This window comes from Mycobacterium triplex (assembly GCF_000689255.1).
Taxonomy (GTDB): Bacteria; Actinomycetota; Actinomycetes; order Mycobacteriales; family Mycobacteriaceae; genus Mycobacterium; species Mycobacterium triplex.
The window spans coordinates 1,186,865-1,208,418 of record NZ_HG964446.1; the positions used below are offsets into that span (position 1 = coordinate 1,186,865).

Sequence of the window (21,554 nt, forward strand, 5' to 3'; positions counted from 1 at the left end):
CTCCTTACTAGTACATTAAACGGGGCGATCGCTCCGGTTGATTTGCAACTATACGGAACGTGCGCCCCGCTTTGTCAACCGATGGGTGGTGAACAGATGGCACAGCCCGAACGTCGGCTGCGGGCCGACGCGGCGCGCAACCGGGCGCGGGTGCTGGAAGTCGCCTATGACACCTTCGCGGCCGAGGGCCTGTCGGTGCCCATCGACGAGATCGCCCGGCGAGCCGGAGTCGGGGCCGGCACCGTCTATCGGCACTTCCCGACCAAGGAGGCGCTGTTTCAGGCGGTGATCGAGGACCGCATGCAGCACCTGGTCGACGAGGGGCATGCCCTGCTGGAATCCGCCGGACCCGGCGAGGCGCTGTTCGCCTACCTGCGTTCCCTGGTGCTGCAGTGGGGCGCGGCGGACCGCGGCCTGGTCGACGCCCTGGCCGGATTCGGCATCGACATCGCCGCCGCCGCACCCGATGCCGAGGACGCCTTCCTGGCGGTGCTCGACGAGTTGCTGCGTGCCGCGCAGCGGGCGGGTACCGCCCGGCCGGACATCGGCGTGCGCGAGGTCAAGACGATCCTGGTCGGATGCCAGGCGATGGAGGCCTACAACGCCGAGTTGGCCGAGCGGGTTACCAACGTCGTCGTCGACGGTTTACGCGCTGAGCGATAGCGGCGGGCCCGCTCGAACGTGCGGCCAGCTTCACGCTCGGCGCCGAACGTGCGGTCAGCTTCACGCTCGGCGCCGAACGCGGGCGGCGGGCGCCCCGGTAGCGGCCGCCCCCGTTCTTGCACTCGGCATAGGCGAGTGCTAAGAATGACGTTGGCACTCGCAGCGTGTGAGTGCTAGGTCGGGACGGTGAGGCCAGCTCTGGTCGTCCGTCGCGGGCACTGCGCCCGGCCAGCGTAAGTAACTGGGTCGTCGCCATCCGGTGACCTCAGTTTCATTCCCAATCCGGAGGAATCACTTCGCAATGGCCAAGACAATTGCGTACGACGAAGAGGCCCGTCGCGGCCTCGAGCGGGGTCTGAACAGCCTCGCCGACGCGGTAAAGGTGACGCTGGGTCCCAAGGGCCGCAACGTCGTCCTGGAGAAGAAGTGGGGCGCCCCCACGATCACCAACGATGGTGTGTCCATCGCCAAGGAGATCGAGCTGGAGGACCCGTACGAGAAGATCGGCGCCGAGCTGGTCAAGGAAGTCGCCAAGAAGACCGACGACGTCGCCGGTGACGGCACGACGACGGCCACGGTGCTGGCTCAGGCGCTCGTCAAGGAGGGTCTGCGCAACGTCGCGGCCGGCGCCAACCCGCTGGGCCTCAAGCGCGGCATCGAGAAGGCCGTCGAGAAGATCACCGAGACCCTGCTGAAGTCGGCCAAGGACGTCGAGACCAAGGAGCAGATCGCGGCGACCGCGGGCATCTCCGCGGGCGACCAGTCGATCGGTGACCTGATCGCCGAGGCGATGGACAAGGTCGGCAACGAGGGCGTCATCACCGTCGAGGAGTCCAACACCTTCGGCCTGCAGCTCGAGCTCACCGAGGGTATGCGGTTCGACAAGGGTTACATCTCGGGCTACTTCGTCACCGACGCCGAGCGTCAGGAAGCGGTCCTGGAGGACCCCTACATCCTGCTGGTCAGCTCCAAGGTGTCGACCGTCAAGGACCTGCTCCCGCTGCTGGAGAAGGTCATCCAGGGCGGCAAGCCGCTGCTGATCATCGCCGAGGACGTCGAGGGCGAGGCGTTGAGCACCCTGGTCGTGAACAAGATCCGCGGCACCTTCAAGTCGGTGGCGGTCAAGGCCCCCGGCTTCGGTGACCGCCGCAAGGCGATGCTGCAGGACATGGCCATCCTCACCGGTGGTCAGGTCATCAGCGAAGAGGTCGGCCTGTCCCTGGAGACCGCCGACATCTCGCTGCTCGGTAAGGCCCGCAAGGTCGTCATCACCAAGGATGAGACCACCATCGTCGAGGGCGCCGGTGACACCGACGCCATCGCCGGCCGGGTGGCCCAGATCCGCGCCGAGATCGAGAACAGCGACTCCGACTACGACCGCGAGAAGCTGCAGGAGCGCCTGGCCAAGCTGGCCGGCGGTGTTGCGGTGATCAAGGCCGGCGCTGCCACCGAGGTGGAGCTCAAGGAGCGCAAGCACCGTATCGAGGACGCGGTGCGCAACGCCAAGGCCGCCGTCGAGGAGGGCATCGTCGCCGGTGGTGGCGTAGCCCTGCTGCAGGCAGCCCCGGCGCTCGAGGAGCTCAAGCTCAAGGGCGACGAGGCCACCGGTGCCAACATCGTGCGCGTGGCGCTCGAGGCTCCGCTGAAGCAGATCGCCTTCAACTCCGGGCTGGAGCCCGGCGTTGTCGCCGAGAAGGTGCGCAACGCGAAGGCCGGCACCGGCCTGAACGCCGCCACCGGTGAGTACGAGGACCTGCTGCAGGCCGGCGTTGCCGACCCGGTCAAGGTGACCCGTTCGGCGCTGCAGAACGCGGCGTCCATCGCGGGGCTGTTCCTGACCACCGAGGCCGTCGTTGCCGACAAGCCGGAGAAGGCCGCCGCCCCCGTCGGCGACCCGACCGGTGGCATGGGCGGTATGGACTTCTAAGTCCGCTACGAAAAAGCCCGGTCCCTGGAAACCCCAGTGGGCCGGGCTTTTTCGTGTGTCAGGACTGCTCGAGACGCAAGCAGTCGTCCTTGCAGCCGGGCTTGGTCACGGTCTGCGGGGTCGCCTTGCGGTGCAGGACCGCGCGACTCGGCACCACCTGCAGCGCGTCGTCGCCGGTGCGGCCGGTGCCGTCGACGATCAGCGAGTAGCCGCCGGGTTCGCGCGGCGGCCAGACCAGCGTGACGCCGTCATGGCGCGCGATGTTGTTGCGCGTGCTGTTGCCGATGGAGCCCACCTCGAACACACCGTCGATCAGCATCGGGTCCACCGCCACGGCGTGCGCGTGCCGGCCGTCGCCGAAGGTGATCAGATACGCGAACGTGAAGTCGGCCAGCGCGCCGGCCAGTTGATCCAGATCCACTTTCACGCTCATGCCGCGAGGATACGACGGCGAACGTGGGGCCTAGGTACTTCCACACCCCGAAATGCGTGCACAGGGCCCACGCTCGGCGGGTTGGCCACGGGCCCTGTGGTCGGCCCGGACACCGAACATGCCGACATGCAGGACGTTCCCTTTCGCGGCAGTCAGGCGCTGATGCATGGTCGCGTCACCCGAAGTCAATTGCGCACCCGGTATCGAGCGGTGTTCCGGGACGTATACATCGGCCGGGAGGTCGAACTGACTGCCGCCAGGAAAGCTCGCGCGGCGTGGCTGTCGACGGGTGCGACGTTGGCTGGTCTATCCGCTGCCGCCGTGCTCGGCACGAAGTGGCTCGACGCAGCCGCCCCCGCAGAGATCGTGCGGCCCGATCGGCACGGTCAGCCAGGCATCGTGGTGCACAGTTACCAGCTGACCGATGACGAGGTGTGCACGATCAGGGGAATGCGAGTTACTACCGCGGCCCGAGCGGCGTACGACATCGGTTGCGGCATGCCAATCGCCAACGCGATTCCGATCCTCGACGCGTTGCTCAACGCGACGGGTATCAAGCCCGCAGACGTCATCGCCCTGGCCGATCGCCGCCCGGGAAGACGTGGCGTTCGGCGGCTGAGGGCCGCGCTGGAGTCGGTCGACGGCGGAGCGGAGTCTCCGCAGGAGACGAGGGTTCGGCTGCTCCTGGTAAGGGCGGGACTCCGGAAGCCGGAAACACAGATCGAGTTCCCCGATCTGCACATCCGCGTCGACATGGGGTGGCGTGAGTGGAAGGTCGCCGTGGAGTACGACGGCCTTCAGCACTGGGAAGACCGTTATCAACGGTCGTGGGACATCGAGCGGATCGCCCTGCTGGAAGCGGCCGGCTGGGCCGTGATCAGAGTCAGCGCGGAGATGTTGTCCCGCCGGCCCGAGGCGGTCGTCCAGCGCGTGAGGGACAAGCTCCGCGAGCGTGGGGCCTATGGACGAAGTGACGGCCGGCCCCGTACCTGGGGCCCACGCTCGACGTCCTAGGGTTTACGCAATGGCTCTTCCGACTCCCTCACCCACCGGCACCGCCGTCGTCACCGGTGCGTCGTCGGGCATCGGCGCCGCCCTCGCCCGCGAGCTCGCCGATCGTGGGCACGGCGTCACCCTGGTAGCGCGCCGCGAGGACAGGCTGCGCCAGCTGGCCGACGAACTCGCGAGCCGGGTCCGCGTCGAGGTGATCGGTTGCGACGTCGCGGATTCCGCTGCTCGCGCCGGCCTTTTCGACGAGGTCGAGCGCCGCGGACTGACGGCCGAGATCCTGGTCAACAACGCCGGCATCGGCACCATCGGGCCGGTGACCGACGTGCCGGTCGACGACGAGATCGCCCAGGTGCGGGTCAACGTCGAAGCCGTCATCGACCTGTCCACGCGCGCGGTCCAGCAGATGGTGCCCCGCGGGCGCGGCGCGATCCTCAACGTCGGATCCACCGCCGGCTACTACCCGTTCCCGGGCCAGGTCGGCTACGCCGCCACCAAGGCGTTCGTGATCACCTACACCGAGGGACTGCGTGGCGAACTCGCCGGCACCGGCGTCACCGTCGCGCTGCTGAACCCCGGGCCGGTGCGCACCGAGTTCCTCAAGAACGCCGGCATGGACGAGCGGAAATTCGCCGACGCGTTCCCGAAGTTCATGTGGCTGCCCGCCGGAGAGGTGGCGCGCACCGGAATCGACGCGCTCGACGGCGATCGCGGAAGCGTGATCCCCGGGCTGCCAAGCCAAGTCAGCACCCGGCTGTTTCAGTTCATGCCGCGACGGCTGCTGCTGCCGCTACTGAAAAAGCAGCATCCGGGTCTGCAGAAAGACCGTTCAGCGTCCTAGGGGCCAGGGTCGCATCCAGCCCTCGGCCGGAAGCGCGAGCGCGTTGCACAGCGTGCAGATCGTGCGATACCAGCCGACGGCCGTGAGCAATTCGATGCGCTGCTCGTCGTCGAGATCGCGGCCCAGCGCCGCCCACGTCGCCTCCGACCACGAGCCGGTGCGCTCCAGCTCGTCGACCGCCTCGATCAGCGTCCGCTCGCCCGGGCTCCACCGCGGGTCATCCGCACCGCCGGTCACCAGCGCGTCGCACTCGTCGTCGCTGACCCCCGCGATCGGGCCCCAGAACGCGGCCTGCCCGCCCCACTCGTACTCGCAGCCGACCAGGGCGCAGATGCGCAGGATCGCGATGGTCCGGGTCCGGGGCGGCAAAAGCGCTGCGATGTAAAGGGATTCACCAAGCTTGCGCAGTCGGCTGGCCAGCGCCGGATGGCGCTGCAGGCAGCGCACCAGCAGCAGTGGCTCATAGGAGCGGTCCGGGTGACCCCAGCTGTTGATGCTGGCGGCATCTTCCTCGCTCCACGGTGGGGCTAGCGGCGCGACGCGGCTCATGGGAATGACTGTACGAGGTCAGGCCGGCAGCGAGAACACCACGCAGTCGTGCAGGGTGCCGTTGGCCGCGGCGGCGGGGTCGGCGTCGCGGTGCAGCAGCGCGCGGGTCGGCACCACATCCAACCGGACTGTCTCCGAATCGGACTCGGTGACTTCGGCGCGGCCGTCGACGATCAGCGAATAGCCGCCCGGCTCGCGCGGCGGCCACAGCAGGGTGACATCGGCGCGCCGGGCCAGGTTTTCGCGGGTGCGCCCGCCGATCAGCCCGACGTCGAGGACGGCCCCGTCGCGCAGCCGCGGTTCGACCGTCACGGTGTGCACCCGGTATCCGTCGTCGACGGTGATCAGGTACGCGAACGGGAAGTCGGACAGCGCGGCGGCCAGCCGGTCCAGGTCCACCCTCTTCTTTGTTCGCATGCTCTCGAGGATAGGCGTCGCGGGCGGGCCGTCAGTCCGCCGCCAGATCCGTCGGTATGGAGCCCGAGCCCAGATCGTTGAGCAGGCTCAGGTTGGCGGTTCCCGGGTTGAAGCCGGTGCCGGCGGTCGGTGAGTTGAGCAGGCTCGTGCCGAGGTCCGATGGGCCGCTCGTGACGGCATGGGTGAACCCGGTGCCGGGGGCGTCGGTCAGCCAGGACCCGACGTGACCGCCGGTGTGATCGATGCTGGCGAGTGTGTTGATGTGGTGCGCCAAGTTCCCGGTGCCCGAGTGGGGCCCGAAAATCAGGTCGCCGTTGTCGAATTGCACACCGAGGTTTTGCATGACCTGCTGCCAGGGTGCGAGCTGCTCGGCGGCCGCGGACGCGTCGGCGTGATACCCCGACATCGCCGCCACGTCCGTCGCCCACATCTGCTCGTAGGCGGACTCGATGTCCATGATCGTCGGAGCGTTCTGCCCCAGATGGTTCTGCGACGCCAGCGCCCGCACCAGGGCGCGATTGGCGTTGACCACCGCCGGCTGCACCGTGGCCGACAGCGCCGTCTCGAACGCGCCCGCGATGGCCGACGCCTGGCTCGACGTCGCCTCCGCCTGGGCCGCCGCCGCCTTGAGCCAGCTGACGTATTGGGTCGCGACGGCCAGCATCGCCGTCGCCGAGGGGCCCTGCCAGAAACCGTTGGCCAGATCCGAGGCCACGGAGAAGAACGAGGATGCGGACGAGGAGAGGTTCTCGGCAAGCCCATCCCAGGCTTCCGCGGCAGCATGCAGCGGCGCCGATCCAGGACCGGCGTAAAGGAGGGCCGAATTGATCTCTGGCGGCAACCACGCAAAATGCGGGCTCGTCACTGCAATAACTTAACCGGGACAGGCCGTTCTTCGTGGCGTTATGGCGTGGGTGCGGGCGCTGGTTGGCGGCCGCGGACCAGCTTGCCGGGACGCGCGTCGGTGGGTTTGCCGTTTTCGGCGATCACTTCACCGGACACGATCGTGGCCACATATCCGTCCGCGGTCTGGTCCAGGCGACGCCCGCCGGCGGGTAGGTCGTAGGTGATCACCGGCTTGTGCAGACGCAGCGCGGCGTGGTCGATCACGTTGAGATCGGCCTTGTACCCGACCGCGATTCGGCCCCGATCGGCCAGCCCGGCGACCCGCGCCGGCACCGACGTCAGCTCGCGGACGGCTTCGGGCACCGAGAAGCGCCCGGACGCCCGGTCCCGGGCCCAGTGCGACAGGAAGAACGTGGAATAGCTGGCGTCGCAGATCATCCCGTAGTGGGCGCCGCCGTCGCCGAGGCCGAGCACCACATCGTCGCGGTGCAGTAGCTCGCCGACGGTGTTCAGCGAGTTGCGCTCCATGTTGCTGGTCGCAACCAGCAGCATGGCGCGGCCGTCGTCGTCGAGCAGCCGGTCGTAGGCCTCCTCCATCGGGTTCACCCCGCGGGCCCTGGCCCGGGCGCCGATGCTGTCCGCCGGGTCCGGCTCGTAGTTGGGGTTCTCGCCCAGCGGGAAGATCCAGTCCCACATCTGCGCGACGTAGAGGATCGGGTGGCCCTGGCCCGGCTTGTCGGCCAGGATGCGGGCGCGGACCTCGGGCTTGCGCATCTCGGCGACCCGCTCGGCCAGCGGCAGGTGCGCGATCTCCTGATAGCTCGGGTACAGCACGAACGGGTTGGCGGTCAGTTGCAGCCCGATGATCAGCCCGATCGGGCGCGGCAGCAGTTGCGCGGTGATGTCACCGCCCGCGGCATTGGCCTTCTCGACCATGTTGATCGCGTCGGGCCAGGTGGGGTCGCCGGCGTTGGCGACGACGAGCGTGAAGGTGACCGGCAGCCCGACCTCCTCGGCGACGTCGAACACTGTCTGCAGCACCGGCTGATAGCCACCGGCCGGAATGTCGGGCACGAATTGCAGCAGCCCGCCGCCGCCGTCGACCACGCCCTTGGCGATCTCCTCGATCTCCTCCCGGGCGGCGTCGTAACTCGGTATGGGCGAACCGCTTTCGGTCTTGTGGATGGTCAACCGCGACGACGCGAAGCCCAGCGCGCCGACCTCGATGGCCTCCTTGGCCAGCGCCCGCATCTTGGCCAGGTCGTCGGCGGTGGCCGGTTCGCGGTCCGCGCCGCGCTGCCCCATCACGTAGACCCGCAGCGGTGAGTGCGGAAGGTAGGCGGCCACGTCGATGTCACGCTTGCCGGCTTCCAGCGCGTCGAGGTATTCGGGGAAGGTCTCCCAGCTCCACGGCAGGCCGTCGGTCATCACCACACCGGGGATGTCTTCGACCCCGGCCATCACGTCGACGAGCACGTCGTGGTCTTCCTGACGGCACGGTGCGAACCCGACACCGCAGTTGCCCATCACGACGGTGGTCACCCCGTGCGCGGAGGACGGGGTAAGGCGCTCCGACCAGATGGACTGGCCGTCGTAGTGGGTGTGCAGGTCGACGAAGCCCGGCGTGACCAGCAGGCCGGTGGCGTCGATCTCGCGCTCGGCGGTATCGCCGTTCACGGAGTCTTTCTGTGGCCTGACGGCCGTGATGACGCCGCCGGCCACCCCGACGTCGCCGACGTACGGCTCACCCCCCAGCCCGTCGACGATGGTGCCATTGCGGATGAGGAGGTCGTAGATCACCTAATCAATCTACGACCGTGCCCGTAGTCGTGCCACGATCATTTCGCGATTGACCACATCGGTGTCAACTGCGCCGATCACCCGAAATCGCCGCAGTTCTGCGACGCGGCGCCGGGCGTCCTGGGCGGTACGGCCACGAAGCCGGCTCGTAGTGTCGTGGGTATGTCAGATGCCGACGCCGCCGCCCGCGAGTTGCTCCGCGACGCGTTCACCCGGTTGATCGAACACGTCGACGAGCTCACCGACGGACTGACCGATGAACTCGCCGACTACCGACCCACCCCGGACGCCAACACCATCGCCTGGCTGATCTGGCACAGCGCCCGGGTACAGGACATTCAGCTGGCCCACGTCGCCGGTGTCGAGGAGGTCTGGACCCGCGACGGCTGGGTGGATCGTTTCGGGCTGGACCTGCCGCGCCGTGACACCGGCTACGGCCACAGCGCCGCGGACGTCGCGAAGGTGCGCGCGCCCGCCGATCTGCTGTCCGGCTACTACCACGCGGTGCACCAGCTGTCGTGCGAGTACATCGCCGGCGTCACCGCCGACGAGCTGACCCGCGTCGTCGACACCAACTGGGATCCGCCCGTGACGGCCAGCGCCCGGTTGGTGAGCATCATCGACGATTGCGCCCAGCACCTCGGGCAAGCGGCATATGTGCGGGGGATCGCGCCGTAGATTGGGCGGGTGCGATTTCTCGCGACGCTCGTACTGTGGCTCGCCACCACGGTCGCGCTGGCGGTGGCGGTTCCCGCGGCCTGGGCACAGCTCAATCTCGTCGACGAGAACGGCTACGCCGCGTTGGCCCGGAAGGCGGCGGGGGATCCCGCCCTGCAGTCGGCGATGGCCGGTGAACTCACCACCCGGACGCGGACGCTGATCGCCGAGCACGGCGGCGCAGGCTATCCGGTCGACAGCGCGCACGTGCACGACGCGGCCGCCGCGTTCACCGCCGGGCCGTCGTTCCCGCCGCTGTTCGCGACGGCCAATCGGGCCGCGCACCGCTGGCTGTTCTCCGCCGCGGGCTCCGGCGATCCCTGGGCGGTCGACGTGGCCCCGATGCTCAACGACAGTGCGTTCCAGCCGATCTTGAGCGAGTACGACGTCAAGGTGCCCACCACGCTGACCGTTCCGCTGACGTCGTCGATGCCGCACTCGCTGCGGCAGGGGGAGCTGAGCCGGGTCGGCGCCTGGGGCAAGTGGGCGAGCCTGGGCGCGGTAGCGGTGTGCGGGCTGTTCGCACTGCTGACGCTGCTCGCCGCCCGGCGCCGCGGCAAGGCGCTGACCGGTCTGGGTGTTTCGGCGCTGCTGGTCGGGGCGGCCGGATGGGTCGGCATCGAGGTCGGGGCCCGCTACGTCAACGACGGGCTCAACCGCACTACCGGTGACATCCGCCAGATCGCCGACGTGATGGTGCACAGCGCCGAGGCCGGTATGCGGGAGTGGCTGAACCTGACGTTGGCCGCCGGGGCGGGGCTGGTGGTTTTCGGTGTGATCGTCGCGGTGCTGGGCGGCCTGGTCAAGAAGGCTTAGCTCAGCGGCAGGGTGGCCAAGATCGGGCTGGTCGGCTGCGGCGAGCCCGCGCCCGGTTCGACGGTGAAGGCCAGCGCCGTCGACTTTCCGAGGTTGGTCAGCGTCGCCGTCGTCGACGGCGAGACGGCCGCGGTGCTCATCGTGCCCGCCGACGTCGGGCCCTTGGCGTCGATCAACCACATCTGGTAGACGGTGCCCGGACTCGGCGGCGGCACGTTGTTCATCACCAGCACCCCGGCGTCGCGGTCGCGGGAGAACACCACCGTGGCCGTCCCATTGGCCAGCGGGCGCGAGACCGTCCGCACATCCGGGGCCGCGATCACCTGCTCGGCGACCGATTGCGTCGGCGCCGGGCGCAACAGCGTCTGCACGCCGAACGCCGTCAGGCCGGCCACGATCGCTGCCGCGACCGATATCAATGCGGTAGTGCGCCAACGATTTTGGCGCTTCGGCGGGCTCGAAGCGGCCACCGCCAGCACGGCGGCCCGCAGCTGTGCCGGCGGTTCGGCGGCGGTCGAGGCGGAGACGACGGCCATCGTCTCGCGCACGGCGCGGACTTCGTCGGCGAAGGCCGACGCGACCGACGCCGGGGCGGCCGCGACCTGCCGGTCGATGTCGACGCGCTCGGCGTCGGACACCGCGTGCAGCGCATACGGCGTGGCCAGCTCGAGCAGCTCGAAGTCATTGGGCGCGGTCATGGCACGTCCAAGCAATTGCGCAGACCGCGCAGCGCGTCGCGAATCCGCGATTTGATCGTCGACAGATTGGCGGCCAAACGTTGCGCCACTTCGGTGTACGTCAGCCCGCCGTAGTAGGCCAGCTCGATGCATTGGCGCTGCGCGTCGGTCAGCCCGCCGAGGCAATCGGCCACCCGTCGGCGCTCGTCTCCGGCGATCGCCGAGTCGGCGACCACGTCGTGGTCGGTGTCGACGTTGGCCGCGCCGTAGCGCGATTCGCGGCGGCTGCCGGCCTGCTCGGCGCGCACCCGGTCGATGGCTCGCCGATGCGCCATGGTCAGCAGCCAGGACAGCGCGGAGCCGCGGGACGGGTCGTAGTCCGACGCCGACCGCCACACCTCGAGATAGATCTCCTGGGTGGTTTCCTCGCTGTAGCCGGCATCGCGCAGCACCCGGATCACCAGCCCGAACACCCGGCTCTTCGTCAGGTCGTAGACGGCGGCGAAAGCCTGGGTGTCTCCACGCGCGACCTGACGCAGCAACTCATCCAGGTCGCTGCTCAGCTGCGGCAGTCCGGTCATTGTCAGGTAGCCTATCGCTCCCCACCCGGCCGCAGCGGCGACGGTTATCGCCGTGCCGGTCGCGGTGGTCTCGGAAAGAAACACGCGGTTCGTTGCTGATATTCCGCGAAGCCCGGCCGACCGGCCATCAACTTCTCGGTCAGCCGGACGCCGGTGACGTAGACCAGGAAGTACGTCATCAGCAGCGGCGAGCCGACGGTGGCCAACGACCACCAGCCGGTGATGGTGATCAGCCACAGCCCCCACCACACGGCGGCGTCACCGAAGTAATTGGGGTGACGCGTCCACGCCCACAGGCCACGGTCCATCACCACACCGCGGTTGGCCGGGTCGGATTTGAAGATCCGCAGTTGGCGGTCACCGACCGCTTCGAAGGTCACGCCCACCAGCCACACCACCACACCGAGCCCCGGGAGGGCGATCAGCGATTTCGGCGCGGGCCCCGTCACCGCCGACAGTTGCAGCGGGAAGGAGACGAACCAGGTGATCAGCGCCTGCAGCACAAAGACTTTGCGCAGCACTTGCCCGGCCGTGGCGTCGCGCAGCATCGCGGCGTAGCGCGGATCCTCGCCCTTGCCGGCGGTCTTTCGGTGGATGTGCCAGCTCAGCCGCGCTGCCCAGATCGTCACCAGCGCCAGCAGCAGCCAGCGCCGGATCGGGTCGCCCTGGCCGAGCGCCGCGGCGACGGCGGCGATTGCGATGAAGCCGATGCCCCACGCCACGTCGACGACGTTGTAGCGGCCGATGCGCCTGCCGATGGCGAACGTCACCGAATGCACCACGGCCAGAACCAAAATCGAGACGCCGCACACCTGCGCCAAATTCTGCCAATTCATCGGCACCCCTCGCGCGCGAACGTCCACTGGTAGACGTTCAAGTAGCCCGACCGGAAGCCCGCCTCCGAATAGGCCAGGTAGAGCTCCCACATCCGCTGGAACACGTCGTCGAAGTCCAAGCGCGCCAACTGGTCTCGCCGCTGCAGGAAGCGCTCGCGCCACAACCGCAGCGTCTCCGCATAGTGCGGGCGCAGCGAGGTCATGTCGACCGTGCGTAAACCGGTGCGGCGCTCGGTGATTGCGGAGATGGCCCGGGTGGAGGGCAGCAGCCCGCCGGGGAAGATGTACTTCTGGATCCAGGTGTGGGTGTTGCGGCTGGCCATCATCCGGGTGTGCGGCATCGTGATCGCCTGGATCGCCACCCGCCCGCCCGGTCGCACCAGCCGTTCCAGGGTGGCGAAATACCGTTGCCACGCATGGAATCCCACCGCCTCGATCATCTCGACCGACACCACCGCGTCATAAACGCCGTCGACGTCGCGGTAGTCGCAGAGGTCGATCGTCACCTTGTCGGACAGCCCTGCCGCGGCAACCCGAAGCCGCGCCAGCTGTTGTTGCTCGACCGACAAGGTGACCGAGCGGACCTCCGCTCCCCTGGCGGCCGCCCGGATGGACAGCTCGCCCCACCCGGTGCCGATTTCGAGCACCCGGCTGCCCCGGCGAACTCCGGCGAGGTCGAGCAGCCGATCGATCTTGCGCTCCTGTGCGGGGGCCAAATCCGAAGCCGCAGCTGGCAATCGGTCGAACAGCGCGCAGGAGTACGTCATGGTCTCGTCGAGGAACTCGGCGAACAGATCGTTGGACAGGTCGTAATGCTCGGCGACGTTGCGCCGGGCCCGCTCCCGGCTGGCGCCCCACCACCGCGGCCGGAAGGCCGGCGCGACCGGGCGCAGCCATTGCAACGGCCGCGGCACCAGATCGCCCACCGAGCCGGCGAGTACCGTCAACAGCCCGCTGAGGTCGTCCGACGACCATTCAGCGGCCATGTAGGACTCGCCGAAACCGATCAGGCCGGAGCGCCCGATCCTGCGCGCCATCGCTGCGGGCTGGTGCACCACCAGGGTCGGCGCCGTCGGGTCGGCCGCGCCGACGACCGTGCCGTCGGGGTAGGCCACCCGCAGCGGCAGGCGGGCGACCGCGCGCCGCAGCAGCCGGTCGGCTGCCGCGGCCGACGCGGCACTCAACGGCCCGGAGGGCACCTTCACGATCGCCGGCCAGCGATCCGAATCGATTGCCGCCGAAGGCTTTCGGATGGTCGGTACGGTCATCGTGGTACCAACGGAACTCGACGTAACCACAGTTTGATCCCCTGAACTCGGATACGTGCCGCCACCACCAGCGGTGCCAGCGGCGAAATGACTTGCATGATCGCGACCTGCCGGACGGTCGCCGGTCGCCGCGGTCCGCGCATGCTGGCCACGAACGCCGGCTGACGGTCGCGGCGCAGCTCGATGGTGATGTCGACTTCGCGGTCGGGCCGCGGCGCGCGCACCAGGTAGTAGCCGTCGACCTCGTTGAACGGCGAGACGTAGAACTTCTTCTCGGTGACCACCGGCAGATCGGCCGGGGGCAACAGGTAGGCGTGGCGCTCGCCGTAGGTGTTGTGCACCTCGGCGATCACATGGCGCAACCGGCCGTCGCGGTCGTGGCACCAGAACACGCTCAGCGGGTTGAAGACGTACCCGAACACCCGGGCCTGCAACAGCGCGGTGATGCGGCCCTCGGGAACGGCCACGCCCCGGTCGGCGAAGAACGCGGCGAGCCGCTCGCGCAGCGAGCCCTGCTGCTGAACCGCGAAGTGGTCCGCGGCGCGGAACCGGGCGAACGGCCGCAGCCACCAGGGCAGCCGCGGCAGGTCGTCCACGTCGACATACCAGCTGTAGCTTCGGTATTCGAACGAATGCCGTACCGGGGCCTGGCGCGAATGGCTGATCGTGGTGCGGTAGATCGCGGGCGTCAGCATCGGGCCACCGCCTCGCGCCGGGTGGCCGTCGGCCAGTCGGCACCGAGGCGCCGCGCCGCGGCCAGGCCCGACGCGGCGCCGTCCTCGTGAAAACCCCAGCCGTGGTAGGCGCCGGCGAAGACCACCCGGTCGTCGTCGAGTGTTGGCAATAATGCTTGTGCCGCAACGGATTCCGATGTGTACAAGGGATGGCTGTAGGTCATTTCGGCGATCACCGATGTCGGATCGACACGGTCGTGGCCGCCCAGGGTCACCAGGTAGCGGCGGTTGCCATTCAGCCGCATGAGTCTGCTGACGTCATAGCTGACCACGACGTGGTCCTTCCCGGGAGTGACCAGGTAATTCCATGATGCGCGCGCCCGGCGATGCCGGGGCAGCACCGATTCGTCGGTGTGCAGCTGTGCCCGGTTGGTCGAGTAGCCAATTGCGCCCAGCACCGCGCGCTCCCAGGGGTTCGGATCGTCGAGCAGCAGCAGCGCCTGGTCGGGATGCACGGCGACGACCGCCGCGTCGAAAAGCCGCGGCGTGTGGTGACCCGCCTGCACCCACACCCCGTCGGGTACCCGCCGCAGCGAGTTCACCGGCGTCGTGGTCGACACTTCGGCGAGCCGGGCGGCCACGGCCTGGACGTAGTGCGCCGAACCCCCGGTCACCGTGCGCCAGGTGGGGGAGCCGAACACCGACAGCATGCCGTGGTGGTCCAGGAAGACGAACAGATAGCGGGCCGGGTAGCGCAGCGCGTCGCCGCCGGTGCACGACCACACCGCCGCGACGAGCGGGGTGATGAAAAAGTCGACGAAATACGACGAGAAGCGGTGCCGGCGCAGGAAGGCGTCCAACGTCTCGAGCTCGGGTGCGTCGTCCTCGCGCAGCAGCCGCGCCGCGGCGCGGTGGAAGCGGGTGATCTCGGCGAGCATGTGCAGGTAGCGGGGCCGCAGCGCCTGCTTGCAGGCGAACAACCCACGCACGCCCAGCGCGCCGGCGTATTCGAGCCCGATCTCGTCGGCGCGCACCGACATCGACATCTCGGATTCCTGCGTGGCCACCCCGAGTTCGCGCAGCAGCCGGCACAGCGTCGGGTAGGTCCGGTCGTTGTGCACCAGGAACGCCGAGTCGACGCCGATCACCCGGCCGCCGTCGTCCACGAAATGGGTGTGCGCGTGGCCGCCGAGCCGCACGTCCGCCTCGTACAGCGTGACGCGGTCGCGGCCGGACAGGACGTAGGCGGCGGTGAGGCCGGCCACGCCGCTGCCGATGACCGCGACAGACCGCGGGTGTGACGAATCCACACCCCTTATTCGGAGCCGCCGAACTGGCGGATGGGCGGCAGCGCGCTTACCGATGTCTAGCCGAAGGTGAACGAAAACACCTGCAAGCCCTTGCTCACCTGCAGGTCGAGCTGATCGCGATGCGCGCCGCCGTCGGAGACGATCTCGTGCAGCGTGGGGACGCCACCGATCTGCGTGGTGGTGGTTTTTCCATCCCGGGTCATGGTGAGCGTTCCGGTGCCGCCGACGACGACGAAGACGCTCTTGGCCGTGTAGTTCAGCCGGATCGCGGCGTCGTCGCTGTCGGCGGTGATGCCCTGGTCGTCCAGGGTCCACCGGCCGCGCAGCGCGAATCTGTCGTTGGCCAGCTGCGCCGGGAAGCTGAACCCGGCGGTGCCCGGCTGGTAGCTGCCGTCACCCCCGTAGGCGGTGGCTTTGTCGGGCGCCAGGTAGGTCTCGGGGGTGAGGTTGGTCTTCGGGGTGGTGTCGGCCCCGTTCACCGGCGGGGGCAGCGCGACGTTCGGATTGGCATCGACCAGCAGCCGGCGGATCAGTTGCTCGGTGCCGTCGTAGTCGCCTTCGCCGAACTTGGTGTGCCGCAGCGTCCCGTTCGCGTCGATCAGGTACTCGGCCGGCCAGTACATGTTGTTGAAGGCGTTCCAGGTCGCGTAGTCGTTGTCCAGCGCGATGGGGTAGTCGATGTGCAATCCGGCGGCGCCGCTGGCCACGTTGCCGGGCACCCGTTCGAAGGCGTACTCGGGGGTGTGCACCCCGATGACCACCAATCCGCTGTCGCGGTACCGGTTGTACCAATCGACGACGTGCGGGATGGCGCGTTGGCAGTTGATGCACGAATAGGCCCAGAAGTCGATCAGCACTACTTTGCCGCGCACCGCGGCGGGGTCGAGCGGTTTGCCGTCCGGGGTGTTCAGCCATTCGGTGATGCCGGTGATGGCAGGCGCCTGCCCGCACTGTTGCAGCTCGGTAGCACCGTCGGTGCAGTTGGTCGGCAGACCGTTGCTCGTGTTGCCCTGGTTCAGCTGCAGCACGCTACCGGTGGTCGGCCCCGTCGTGCGGCTCGGGATCACAGAACGCTGGATATCGTTGGCGCCCAGGCGATTCTGCATTGCCGTCGTGTAGTCGGGCACGGCGCGTTGCAGCATCGCGGGCAGGTTGAACACCAGCGCCACGGCCAGCACGATCATCATGACCCCGCCGGCGATCTGGATGACGCGCTGCCGACGCCGGAAAGCCGTAACGCGTTGTCCGACTTGCCGTCCGGCCAGCGCGAACGCCAACAGCGGAATCGCGTTGCCGAGCGCGAACGTCGCGGTCAACACGAACGTGGCGGGCCCCAGCGACGTCGTGCCGCCGGCGACCACAATCGCGGCCAACACCGGCCCCGCACACGGCACGTACAACGCGCCCAACGTCAGCCCCAGGCCGAAACCATCTGTGCTGCTGCCTTTTTGGCGTTGCGGGAGAGCGGCGAACGGTCGCTCGATCAGGTGTTGCAGCGGCGGGAAGATCAGGCCAAGGCCGATAAGGGTCAGCACCACCAGCGCCGCCCACCGGATGGCGTCCTGCGGCAGATGCAGGGCCGACAGCAGTGCGGACCCGATCAGCGTGGCCAGGCTGAAGCTGCACACCAGACCGGCGATCACCAAGTAGGGACGCATCGCCGCGCTCAAACCGCGGCTGCTGGCCTTGCCGCCGCTGTCCATGCTGGACAGGAAAATCACCGGAAGCACCGGCAGGATGCATGGCGAGATGCCGGTGATCAGGCCACCGAGCAAGCCGATGAGCGCAATGGTGTGCATACGTGTTATTCGAGACGGCGGCGGTGTCGGACGGGGTAACAGACGCTGACGACTCTCCACGGTAGCCGTCCCGCGCAAATCACATCGTGTGCGTTATACAAATCACACGATGTGCGTTACGCTCCCCCGGTGGCGCAACCCACGTTTCAGCGCGCGCGCACCGAAGAGAACAAGCGCCGCCGTGCGGCCGCACTCGTCGAAGCCGCGCGCTCCCTGGCACGCGAGACCGGTGTCGCGTCGGTGACGCTCACCGCCGTCGCCGGTCGCGCCGGCATTCACTACTCGGCGGTGCGCCGGTATTTCACGTCGCACAAAGAGGTCTTGCTCCATCTGGCCGCCGAGGGGTGGGTGCGATGGTCGGACACGGTGTGCGGGGAGCTGGCCGAGCCGGGCCCGATGTCGGCGGCGCGGGTGGCCGAAACGCTGGCCAACGGGCTGGCGGCCGATCCACTGTTTTGCGACCTGCTCGCCAACCTGCACCTCCACCTCGAGCATGAAGTGGAGGTCGAGCGGGTTGTCGACATCCGGCGAACGATCTCTGCTGCCGCGGTCGCCCTCGCCGACGGCATCGAGCGCGCACTGCCCGGGCTCGGCCGTTCCGGTGCGTTCGACAGCATGATCGCCGCCTACTCGTTGGCCGCCGCCTTCTGGCAGATCGCCAACCCGCCGGAGCGGCTCGCCGATGCCTACGCCGACGAGCCGGAGGCCGCGCGGCCCGACGAGTGGAATATCGAATTCGCCCCCGCCCTCACCCGGGTGCTCACCGCCACCTGCATCGGTCTTCTCGCCGAATCGCCATGAGCAGAAAGCGGATTGGGATGTGCGAACTCGCCGCCATCGCACCGATGGCAAATCCGGACCGGCCCGGCGCGCGCCGCAAGGCGCGTTTACGATACTTAGCGCACCAAAGCAAACGGTGCGAGGCTTGCGGGGGCCCGGCCATGGCTAAAGCACTCGGAAGAGCGGTTGCTCGCTCGGTAAGTGGAAGGTGATTGGGTGGCAAAGGCTCCTGTTGCCAACGCGGTGAGGCGACTGTGGATCGTCCTCGTGATCGTCGTCGTGATCGCGGTGGCATCGTTCTGCGTCCTGCGCCTGCGCTCCTTCTTCGGCAATCACGACACGTCGGGGATCGGTAACAGCAGCCTGGATGACATCAAGCCGTTCAACCCCAAGCACGTGGTCTACAAGGTGTGGGGGTCCGGGTCCACGGCGAATATCAACTATCTGGACATCAATGCCCAGCCGCGGCGAACAGACAACGTGCCGCTGCCCTGGACGCTCTCGGTCACCACCACGCTGCCGTCGGTCAGCGTCAACGTGGTCGCACAAACCGATGGAGACCAGATCGGCTGCCAGATCATCGTGAACGACGTAGTCAAGGACGAAAGGTCGGTCACCGGCGTGAACGCTGAAACCTTTTGCATAGTGAAGTCCGCATGACCGACAACCGGGCCGTCGGGCTTCCGCACATGCCGTTTTTCGCGCGGACGGTGTACAAGTTCGCGCCGCTGATCGTCCTGGGTTGGGTCGGGCTGGTCGTCTGCCTGTCCATGTTCGTGCCCGACCTGGAAACGGTCGGCAAGCAGCACACCGTGCCGATGAGCCCGAAAGAGGCGGCCTCGATGCAGGCGACGCAGCGGGTCGGCAAGGTGTTCAACGAATTCACCAGCGACAGCGCGATCATGATCCTGCTCGAGGGCGACAAGCCGCTGGGCGACGATGCGCACCACTTCTACGACCAGCTGGTCAAGAAGCTCGAAGCGGACACCACGCACGTCGAGCACGTCCAGGACTTCTGGGGCGATCCGCTGACGGCGGCCGGCTCACAGAGCTCGGACGGCAAGGCCGCCTACGTGCAGGTGTACCTCCGGGGCAACCAGGGCGAGACCAAGGCCAATGACTCGGTCCGATCGGTGCGCCGGCTGGTGGACGAGACGCCTCCGCCGCCCGGGGTGAAGGCGTATGTGACCGGTGCGGCGGCCCTGACCGCCGACCAGTCGGCGGCCGGCGACAAGGGCGTCATCCTGGTCACCCTGCTCACCTTCGTCGTGATCATCATCATGTTGCTGTGGGTGTACCGCTCGTTCGTCACCATGTTCGTCACCCTGCTGATGGTGGTGCTCGAACTGTTCGCGGCCCGGCAGGTGGTCGCGTTTCTGGCGCACAACGAGATCATCGGCCTGTCGACCTTCGCCGTGAACCTGCTGGTGTTGATGGTGATCGCGGCCAGCACCGACTACGCCATCTTCGTGCTGGGCAGGTATCAGGAGGCACGATCGGCCGGCGAGGACCGAGAACAGGCCTTCTTCACCATGTTTCACGGCACCGCCCACGTGGTGTTGGGCTCCGGCCTGACCATCGCCGGAGCGATGTATTGCCTCAGCTTCACCCGCCTTCCGTACTTCCAGAGCCTCGGCGTCCCGTGCGCGGTGGGGACGCTCGTCGCCGTGCTCGCGGCGCTCACGCTGGGCCCGGCCATCCTGGCGGTCGGCAGCCGCGGTCGCTTCCACCTGTTCGACCCCAAACGCAAGATGCGGACCCGGGGCTGGCGGCGCGTGGGCACCGCCATCGTCCGGTGGCCGGGGCCGATCCTGGGCGTGTCGATCGGCATCGCGCTGATCGGCCTGCTGGCGCTGCCCGGGTACAAGACGAACTACGACAACCGCCAGTACCTGCCGGCGAGCACGAAGGCGGTCGTCGGATATGAGGCCGCGGAGCGGCATTTCTCCAACGCCCGGATGAACCCGGAACTGCTGTTGATCGAGACCGATCACGACATGCGCAATCCGGCAAACATGTTGGTGCTGGACCGAATTGCCAGGGGGGTCTTCCACATCCCCGGCGTCGCCCGCGTCCAGACGATCACCAGGCCGCTGGGAGCGCCGATCGAGCACACGTCGATCCCGTTCCAGATCAGCATGCAGAACACGACGCAGGTGGAAAACCAGGAGTACATGAAGAAGCGGATGGCCGACATGCTCAAGCAGGCCGACGCGATGCAGATGTCCATCGACACGATGCAGCGCATGTACGACATCACGTCGAGGATGGCCGCGGTCACCCACCACATGGACGGCCTCACGCACGAAATGCTGGATGTGACAAGCAATATGCGTGACGAGATCGCGAACTTCGACGACTTCTTCCGGCCAATCCGCAGCTACTTCTATTGGGAGAAGCACTGTTTCGACATTCCGGTGTGCTGGTCGCTGCGATCCATCCTGGATGCCCTCGACGGCCTGGATCAGATCGTCGAAAAGTTCCAGTACCTGTCGAATGACATTGGGCAGCTTGATGCCTTGCTGCCGCAGATGCTGGCGCAGATGCCGCCGATGATCGCGACGATGTCGACGATGAAGCAGATGATGCTGACCATGCACAGCTCGATGAACTCGATGTATGACCAGATGGACATCATGAGCCAGAACTCGACCGCCATGGGTCAGGCATTCGATGCGGCCAAGAACGACGACTCGTTCTACATTCCGCCGGAGGTCTTCGACAACCCGGACTTCAAGCGCGGTCTGAAGATGTTCCTGTCGCCCGACGGCCACGCCGCCCGGTTCATCATTTCGCACGACGTCCCTCCGGCGACGCCCGAAGGCATTTCGCACGTCGACCCGATCAAGCTGGCGGCGAAGGAAGCCATCAAGGGAACGCCACTGGAGGGCGCCAAGATCTGGCTGGGCGGCACGGCCGCCGTCTACAAGGACATGCGAGACGGATCCAAGTACGACCTGATGATCGCCGGGATTTCGGCGGCCAGCCTGATCCTGATCATCATGCTGATCATCACCCGCAGCCTCGTCGCGGCGATCACCATCGTGGGCACCGTGTTGCTTTCGTTGGGGGCGTCGTTCGGCCTCTCGGTGCTGGTCTGGCAGGACATCCTGGGCATCGAACTGCACTGGATGGTGCTGGCGATGTCGGTCATCCTGCTGTTGGCGGTGGGATCCGACTACAACCTGCTGCTGGTGTCCCGGTTCAAAGAGGAGATCCACGCGGGGCTGAAGACCGGAATCATCCGGTCGATGGCCGGCACCGGCGCTGTGGTGACCTCGGCCGGTCTGGTGTTCGCCGCGACCATGGCGACGTTTGCGATCAGCCCGCTGCGCGTGATGGGGCAGGTCGGAACGACCATCGCCCTGGGTCTGTTGTTCGACACCCTGATCGTGCGCTCGTTCATGATGCCGTCGGTCGCGGCGTTGATGGGTCGCTGGTTCTGGTGGCCGACTCAGGTGCGCACCCGTCCGGCCAGTCAGATGCTGCGGCCCTACGGGCCCCGTCCGGCGGTTCGCTCACTGCTCAATGAACCCCTGCTGGTGCCCAGCAATGGTTACTCGACCAACGGGGAGGCGGCCAGAACCGATCGCTTCCCGGCGCACTACTGAC

20 protein-coding genes and 1 pseudogene are annotated in these 21,554 nt (G+C 67.8%); 9 read left to right on the forward strand and 12 right to left on the reverse strand.

Annotated elements, in window-relative coordinates:
* The first annotated feature begins 96 nt into the window (after positions 1–96).
* Positions 97–663 carry a TetR/AcrR family transcriptional regulator gene (locus tag BN973_RS05455; protein ID WP_036472070.1) on the forward strand — a complete coding sequence of 189 codons (567 nt, stop codon included), beginning with the start codon at positions 97–99 and terminating at the stop codon, positions 661–663.
* 301 nt (positions 664–964) lie between these two features.
* The gene (gene groL / locus BN973_RS05460; RefSeq protein ID WP_036466469.1) at positions 965–2,590 is read left to right on the forward strand and encodes a chaperonin GroEL; all 1,626 of its coding nucleotides are present in this window, start codon (positions 965–967) and stop codon (positions 2,588–2,590) included.
* Between the two features lie 58 nt (positions 2,591–2,648).
* On the opposite strand, the gene BN973_RS05465 is transcribed toward groL, so the two are convergent.
* Complete coding sequence (locus BN973_RS05465; protein WP_036466470.1) at positions 2,649–3,023, reverse strand: hypothetical protein; 375 nt, start codon at positions 3,021–3,023, stop codon at positions 2,649–2,651.
* Between the two features lie 162 nt (positions 3,024–3,185).
* Between BN973_RS05465 and BN973_RS05470 the strand changes: the two genes are divergently transcribed.
* On the forward strand, positions 3,186–4,037 hold the full coding sequence (locus BN973_RS05470) for an endonuclease domain-containing protein (RefSeq protein WP_232232178.1): 852 nt from the start codon (positions 3,186–3,188) through the stop codon (positions 4,035–4,037).
* A 10-nt stretch (positions 4,038–4,047) separates the two neighbouring features.
* Positions 4,048–4,872, forward strand: coding sequence for an SDR family NAD(P)-dependent oxidoreductase (locus BN973_RS05475; RefSeq protein ID WP_036466471.1), 825 nt, complete (start codon positions 4,048–4,050; stop codon positions 4,870–4,872).
* Here the strand turns inward: BN973_RS05475 and BN973_RS05480 are convergent.
* The 4 genes and pseudogenes from BN973_RS05480 to BN973_RS05495 form a co-directional block, all read right to left on the reverse strand.
* Positions 4,861–5,421 carry a carboxymuconolactone decarboxylase family protein gene (locus BN973_RS05480; protein ID WP_036466472.1) on the reverse strand — a complete coding sequence of 187 codons (561 nt, stop codon included), beginning with the start codon at positions 5,419–5,421 and terminating at the stop codon, positions 4,861–4,863. The genes BN973_RS05475 and BN973_RS05480 overlap by 12 nt on opposite strands.
* Positions 5,422–5,439: 18 nt before the next feature.
* Positions 5,440–5,838, reverse strand: a complete 399-nt coding sequence (locus tag BN973_RS05485) for a hypothetical protein (RefSeq protein WP_036466473.1) — start codon at positions 5,836–5,838, stop codon at positions 5,440–5,442.
* A 324-nt stretch (positions 5,839–6,162) separates the two neighbouring features.
* Positions 6,163–6,703: pseudogene (locus BN973_RS32160) on the reverse strand (PPE family protein); the annotation flags it as partial.
* Between the two features lie 38 nt (positions 6,704–6,741).
* Positions 6,742–8,484 (reverse strand): N-acyl-D-amino-acid deacylase family protein, encoded by a 1,743-nt coding sequence (locus BN973_RS05495; protein ID WP_036466475.1) that lies wholly within the window; start codon positions 8,482–8,484, stop codon positions 6,742–6,744.
* Positions 8,485–8,646: 162 nt separating this feature from the next.
* Here BN973_RS05495 and BN973_RS05500 point away from each other — a divergent pair, with 162 nt between their 5' ends.
* Both BN973_RS05500 and BN973_RS05505 read left to right on the forward strand, forming a co-directional pair.
* A complete protein-coding gene (locus BN973_RS05500; RefSeq protein WP_036466477.1) occupies positions 8,647–9,162 on the forward strand; it encodes a mycothiol transferase in 516 nt (171 codons plus the stop codon).
* A 9-nt stretch (positions 9,163–9,171) separates the two neighbouring features.
* Entirely contained in the window at positions 9,172–10,017 is an 846-nt protein-coding gene (locus tag BN973_RS05505; protein WP_036466478.1) for a hypothetical protein, read from the forward strand.
* Here the strand turns inward: BN973_RS05505 and BN973_RS05510 are convergent.
* The 7 genes from BN973_RS05510 to BN973_RS29855 are packed head-to-tail and all read right to left on the reverse strand — an operon-like array spanning position 10,014 to position 17,162.
* Positions 10,014–10,715 carry an anti-sigma factor gene (locus BN973_RS05510; protein ID WP_036466479.1) on the reverse strand — a complete coding sequence of 234 codons (702 nt, stop codon included), beginning with the start codon at positions 10,713–10,715 and terminating at the stop codon, positions 10,014–10,016. The two genes, BN973_RS05505 and BN973_RS05510, sit on opposite strands and share 4 nt — an antisense overlap.
* Entirely contained in the window at positions 10,712–11,275 is a 564-nt protein-coding gene (locus BN973_RS05515) for a sigma-70 family RNA polymerase sigma factor (protein WP_036466480.1), read from the reverse strand. The genes BN973_RS05510 and BN973_RS05515 overlap by 4 nt, the downstream gene beginning before the upstream one ends.
* 44 nt (positions 11,276–11,319) lie before the next feature.
* Positions 11,320–12,111, reverse strand: a complete 792-nt coding sequence (locus BN973_RS05520; RefSeq protein ID WP_036466482.1) for a DUF1295 domain-containing protein — start codon at positions 12,109–12,111, stop codon at positions 11,320–11,322.
* Positions 12,108–13,379, reverse strand: a complete 1,272-nt coding sequence (locus BN973_RS05525) for a class I SAM-dependent methyltransferase (protein WP_036466483.1) — start codon at positions 13,377–13,379, stop codon at positions 12,108–12,110. Before BN973_RS05525 ends, BN973_RS05520 begins: the two co-directional genes overlap by 4 nt.
* Complete coding sequence (locus tag BN973_RS05530) at positions 13,376–14,074, reverse strand: DUF1365 domain-containing protein (RefSeq protein WP_036466485.1); 699 nt, start codon at positions 14,072–14,074, stop codon at positions 13,376–13,378. Before BN973_RS05530 ends, BN973_RS05525 begins: the two co-directional genes overlap by 4 nt.
* On the reverse strand, positions 14,068–15,363 hold the full coding sequence (locus tag BN973_RS05535; protein WP_036472073.1) for an NAD(P)/FAD-dependent oxidoreductase: 1,296 nt from the start codon (positions 15,361–15,363) through the stop codon (positions 14,068–14,070). Before BN973_RS05535 ends, BN973_RS05530 begins: the two co-directional genes overlap by 7 nt.
* A gap of 56 nt (positions 15,364–15,419) precedes the next feature.
* Positions 15,420–17,162: a cytochrome c biogenesis protein DipZ gene (locus tag BN973_RS29855; protein ID WP_051641133.1), complete on the reverse strand. Its 1,743-nt coding sequence runs from the start codon at positions 17,160–17,162 to the stop codon at positions 15,420–15,422.
* 111 nt (positions 17,163–17,273) lie between these two features.
* On the opposite strand from BN973_RS29855, the gene BN973_RS05540 reads away from it, so the two are divergent.
* From BN973_RS05540 to BN973_RS05550, 3 genes are all read left to right on the forward strand, one after another.
* A complete protein-coding gene (locus tag BN973_RS05540) occupies positions 17,274–17,963 on the forward strand; it encodes a TetR family transcriptional regulator (RefSeq protein ID WP_036466486.1) in 690 nt (229 codons plus the stop codon).
* Positions 17,964–18,158: 195 nt separating this feature from the next.
* The gene (locus BN973_RS05545) at positions 18,159–18,602 is read left to right on the forward strand and encodes an MmpS family transport accessory protein (protein ID WP_232232025.1); all 444 of its coding nucleotides are present in this window, start codon (positions 18,159–18,161) and stop codon (positions 18,600–18,602) included.
* Between the two features lie 29 nt (positions 18,603–18,631).
* Positions 18,632–21,553 carry an MMPL/RND family transporter gene (locus BN973_RS05550; protein ID WP_232232179.1) on the forward strand — a complete coding sequence of 974 codons (2,922 nt, stop codon included), beginning with the start codon at positions 18,632–18,634 and terminating at the stop codon, positions 21,551–21,553.
* The last annotated feature ends 1 nt before the right edge of the window (position 21,554 follow it).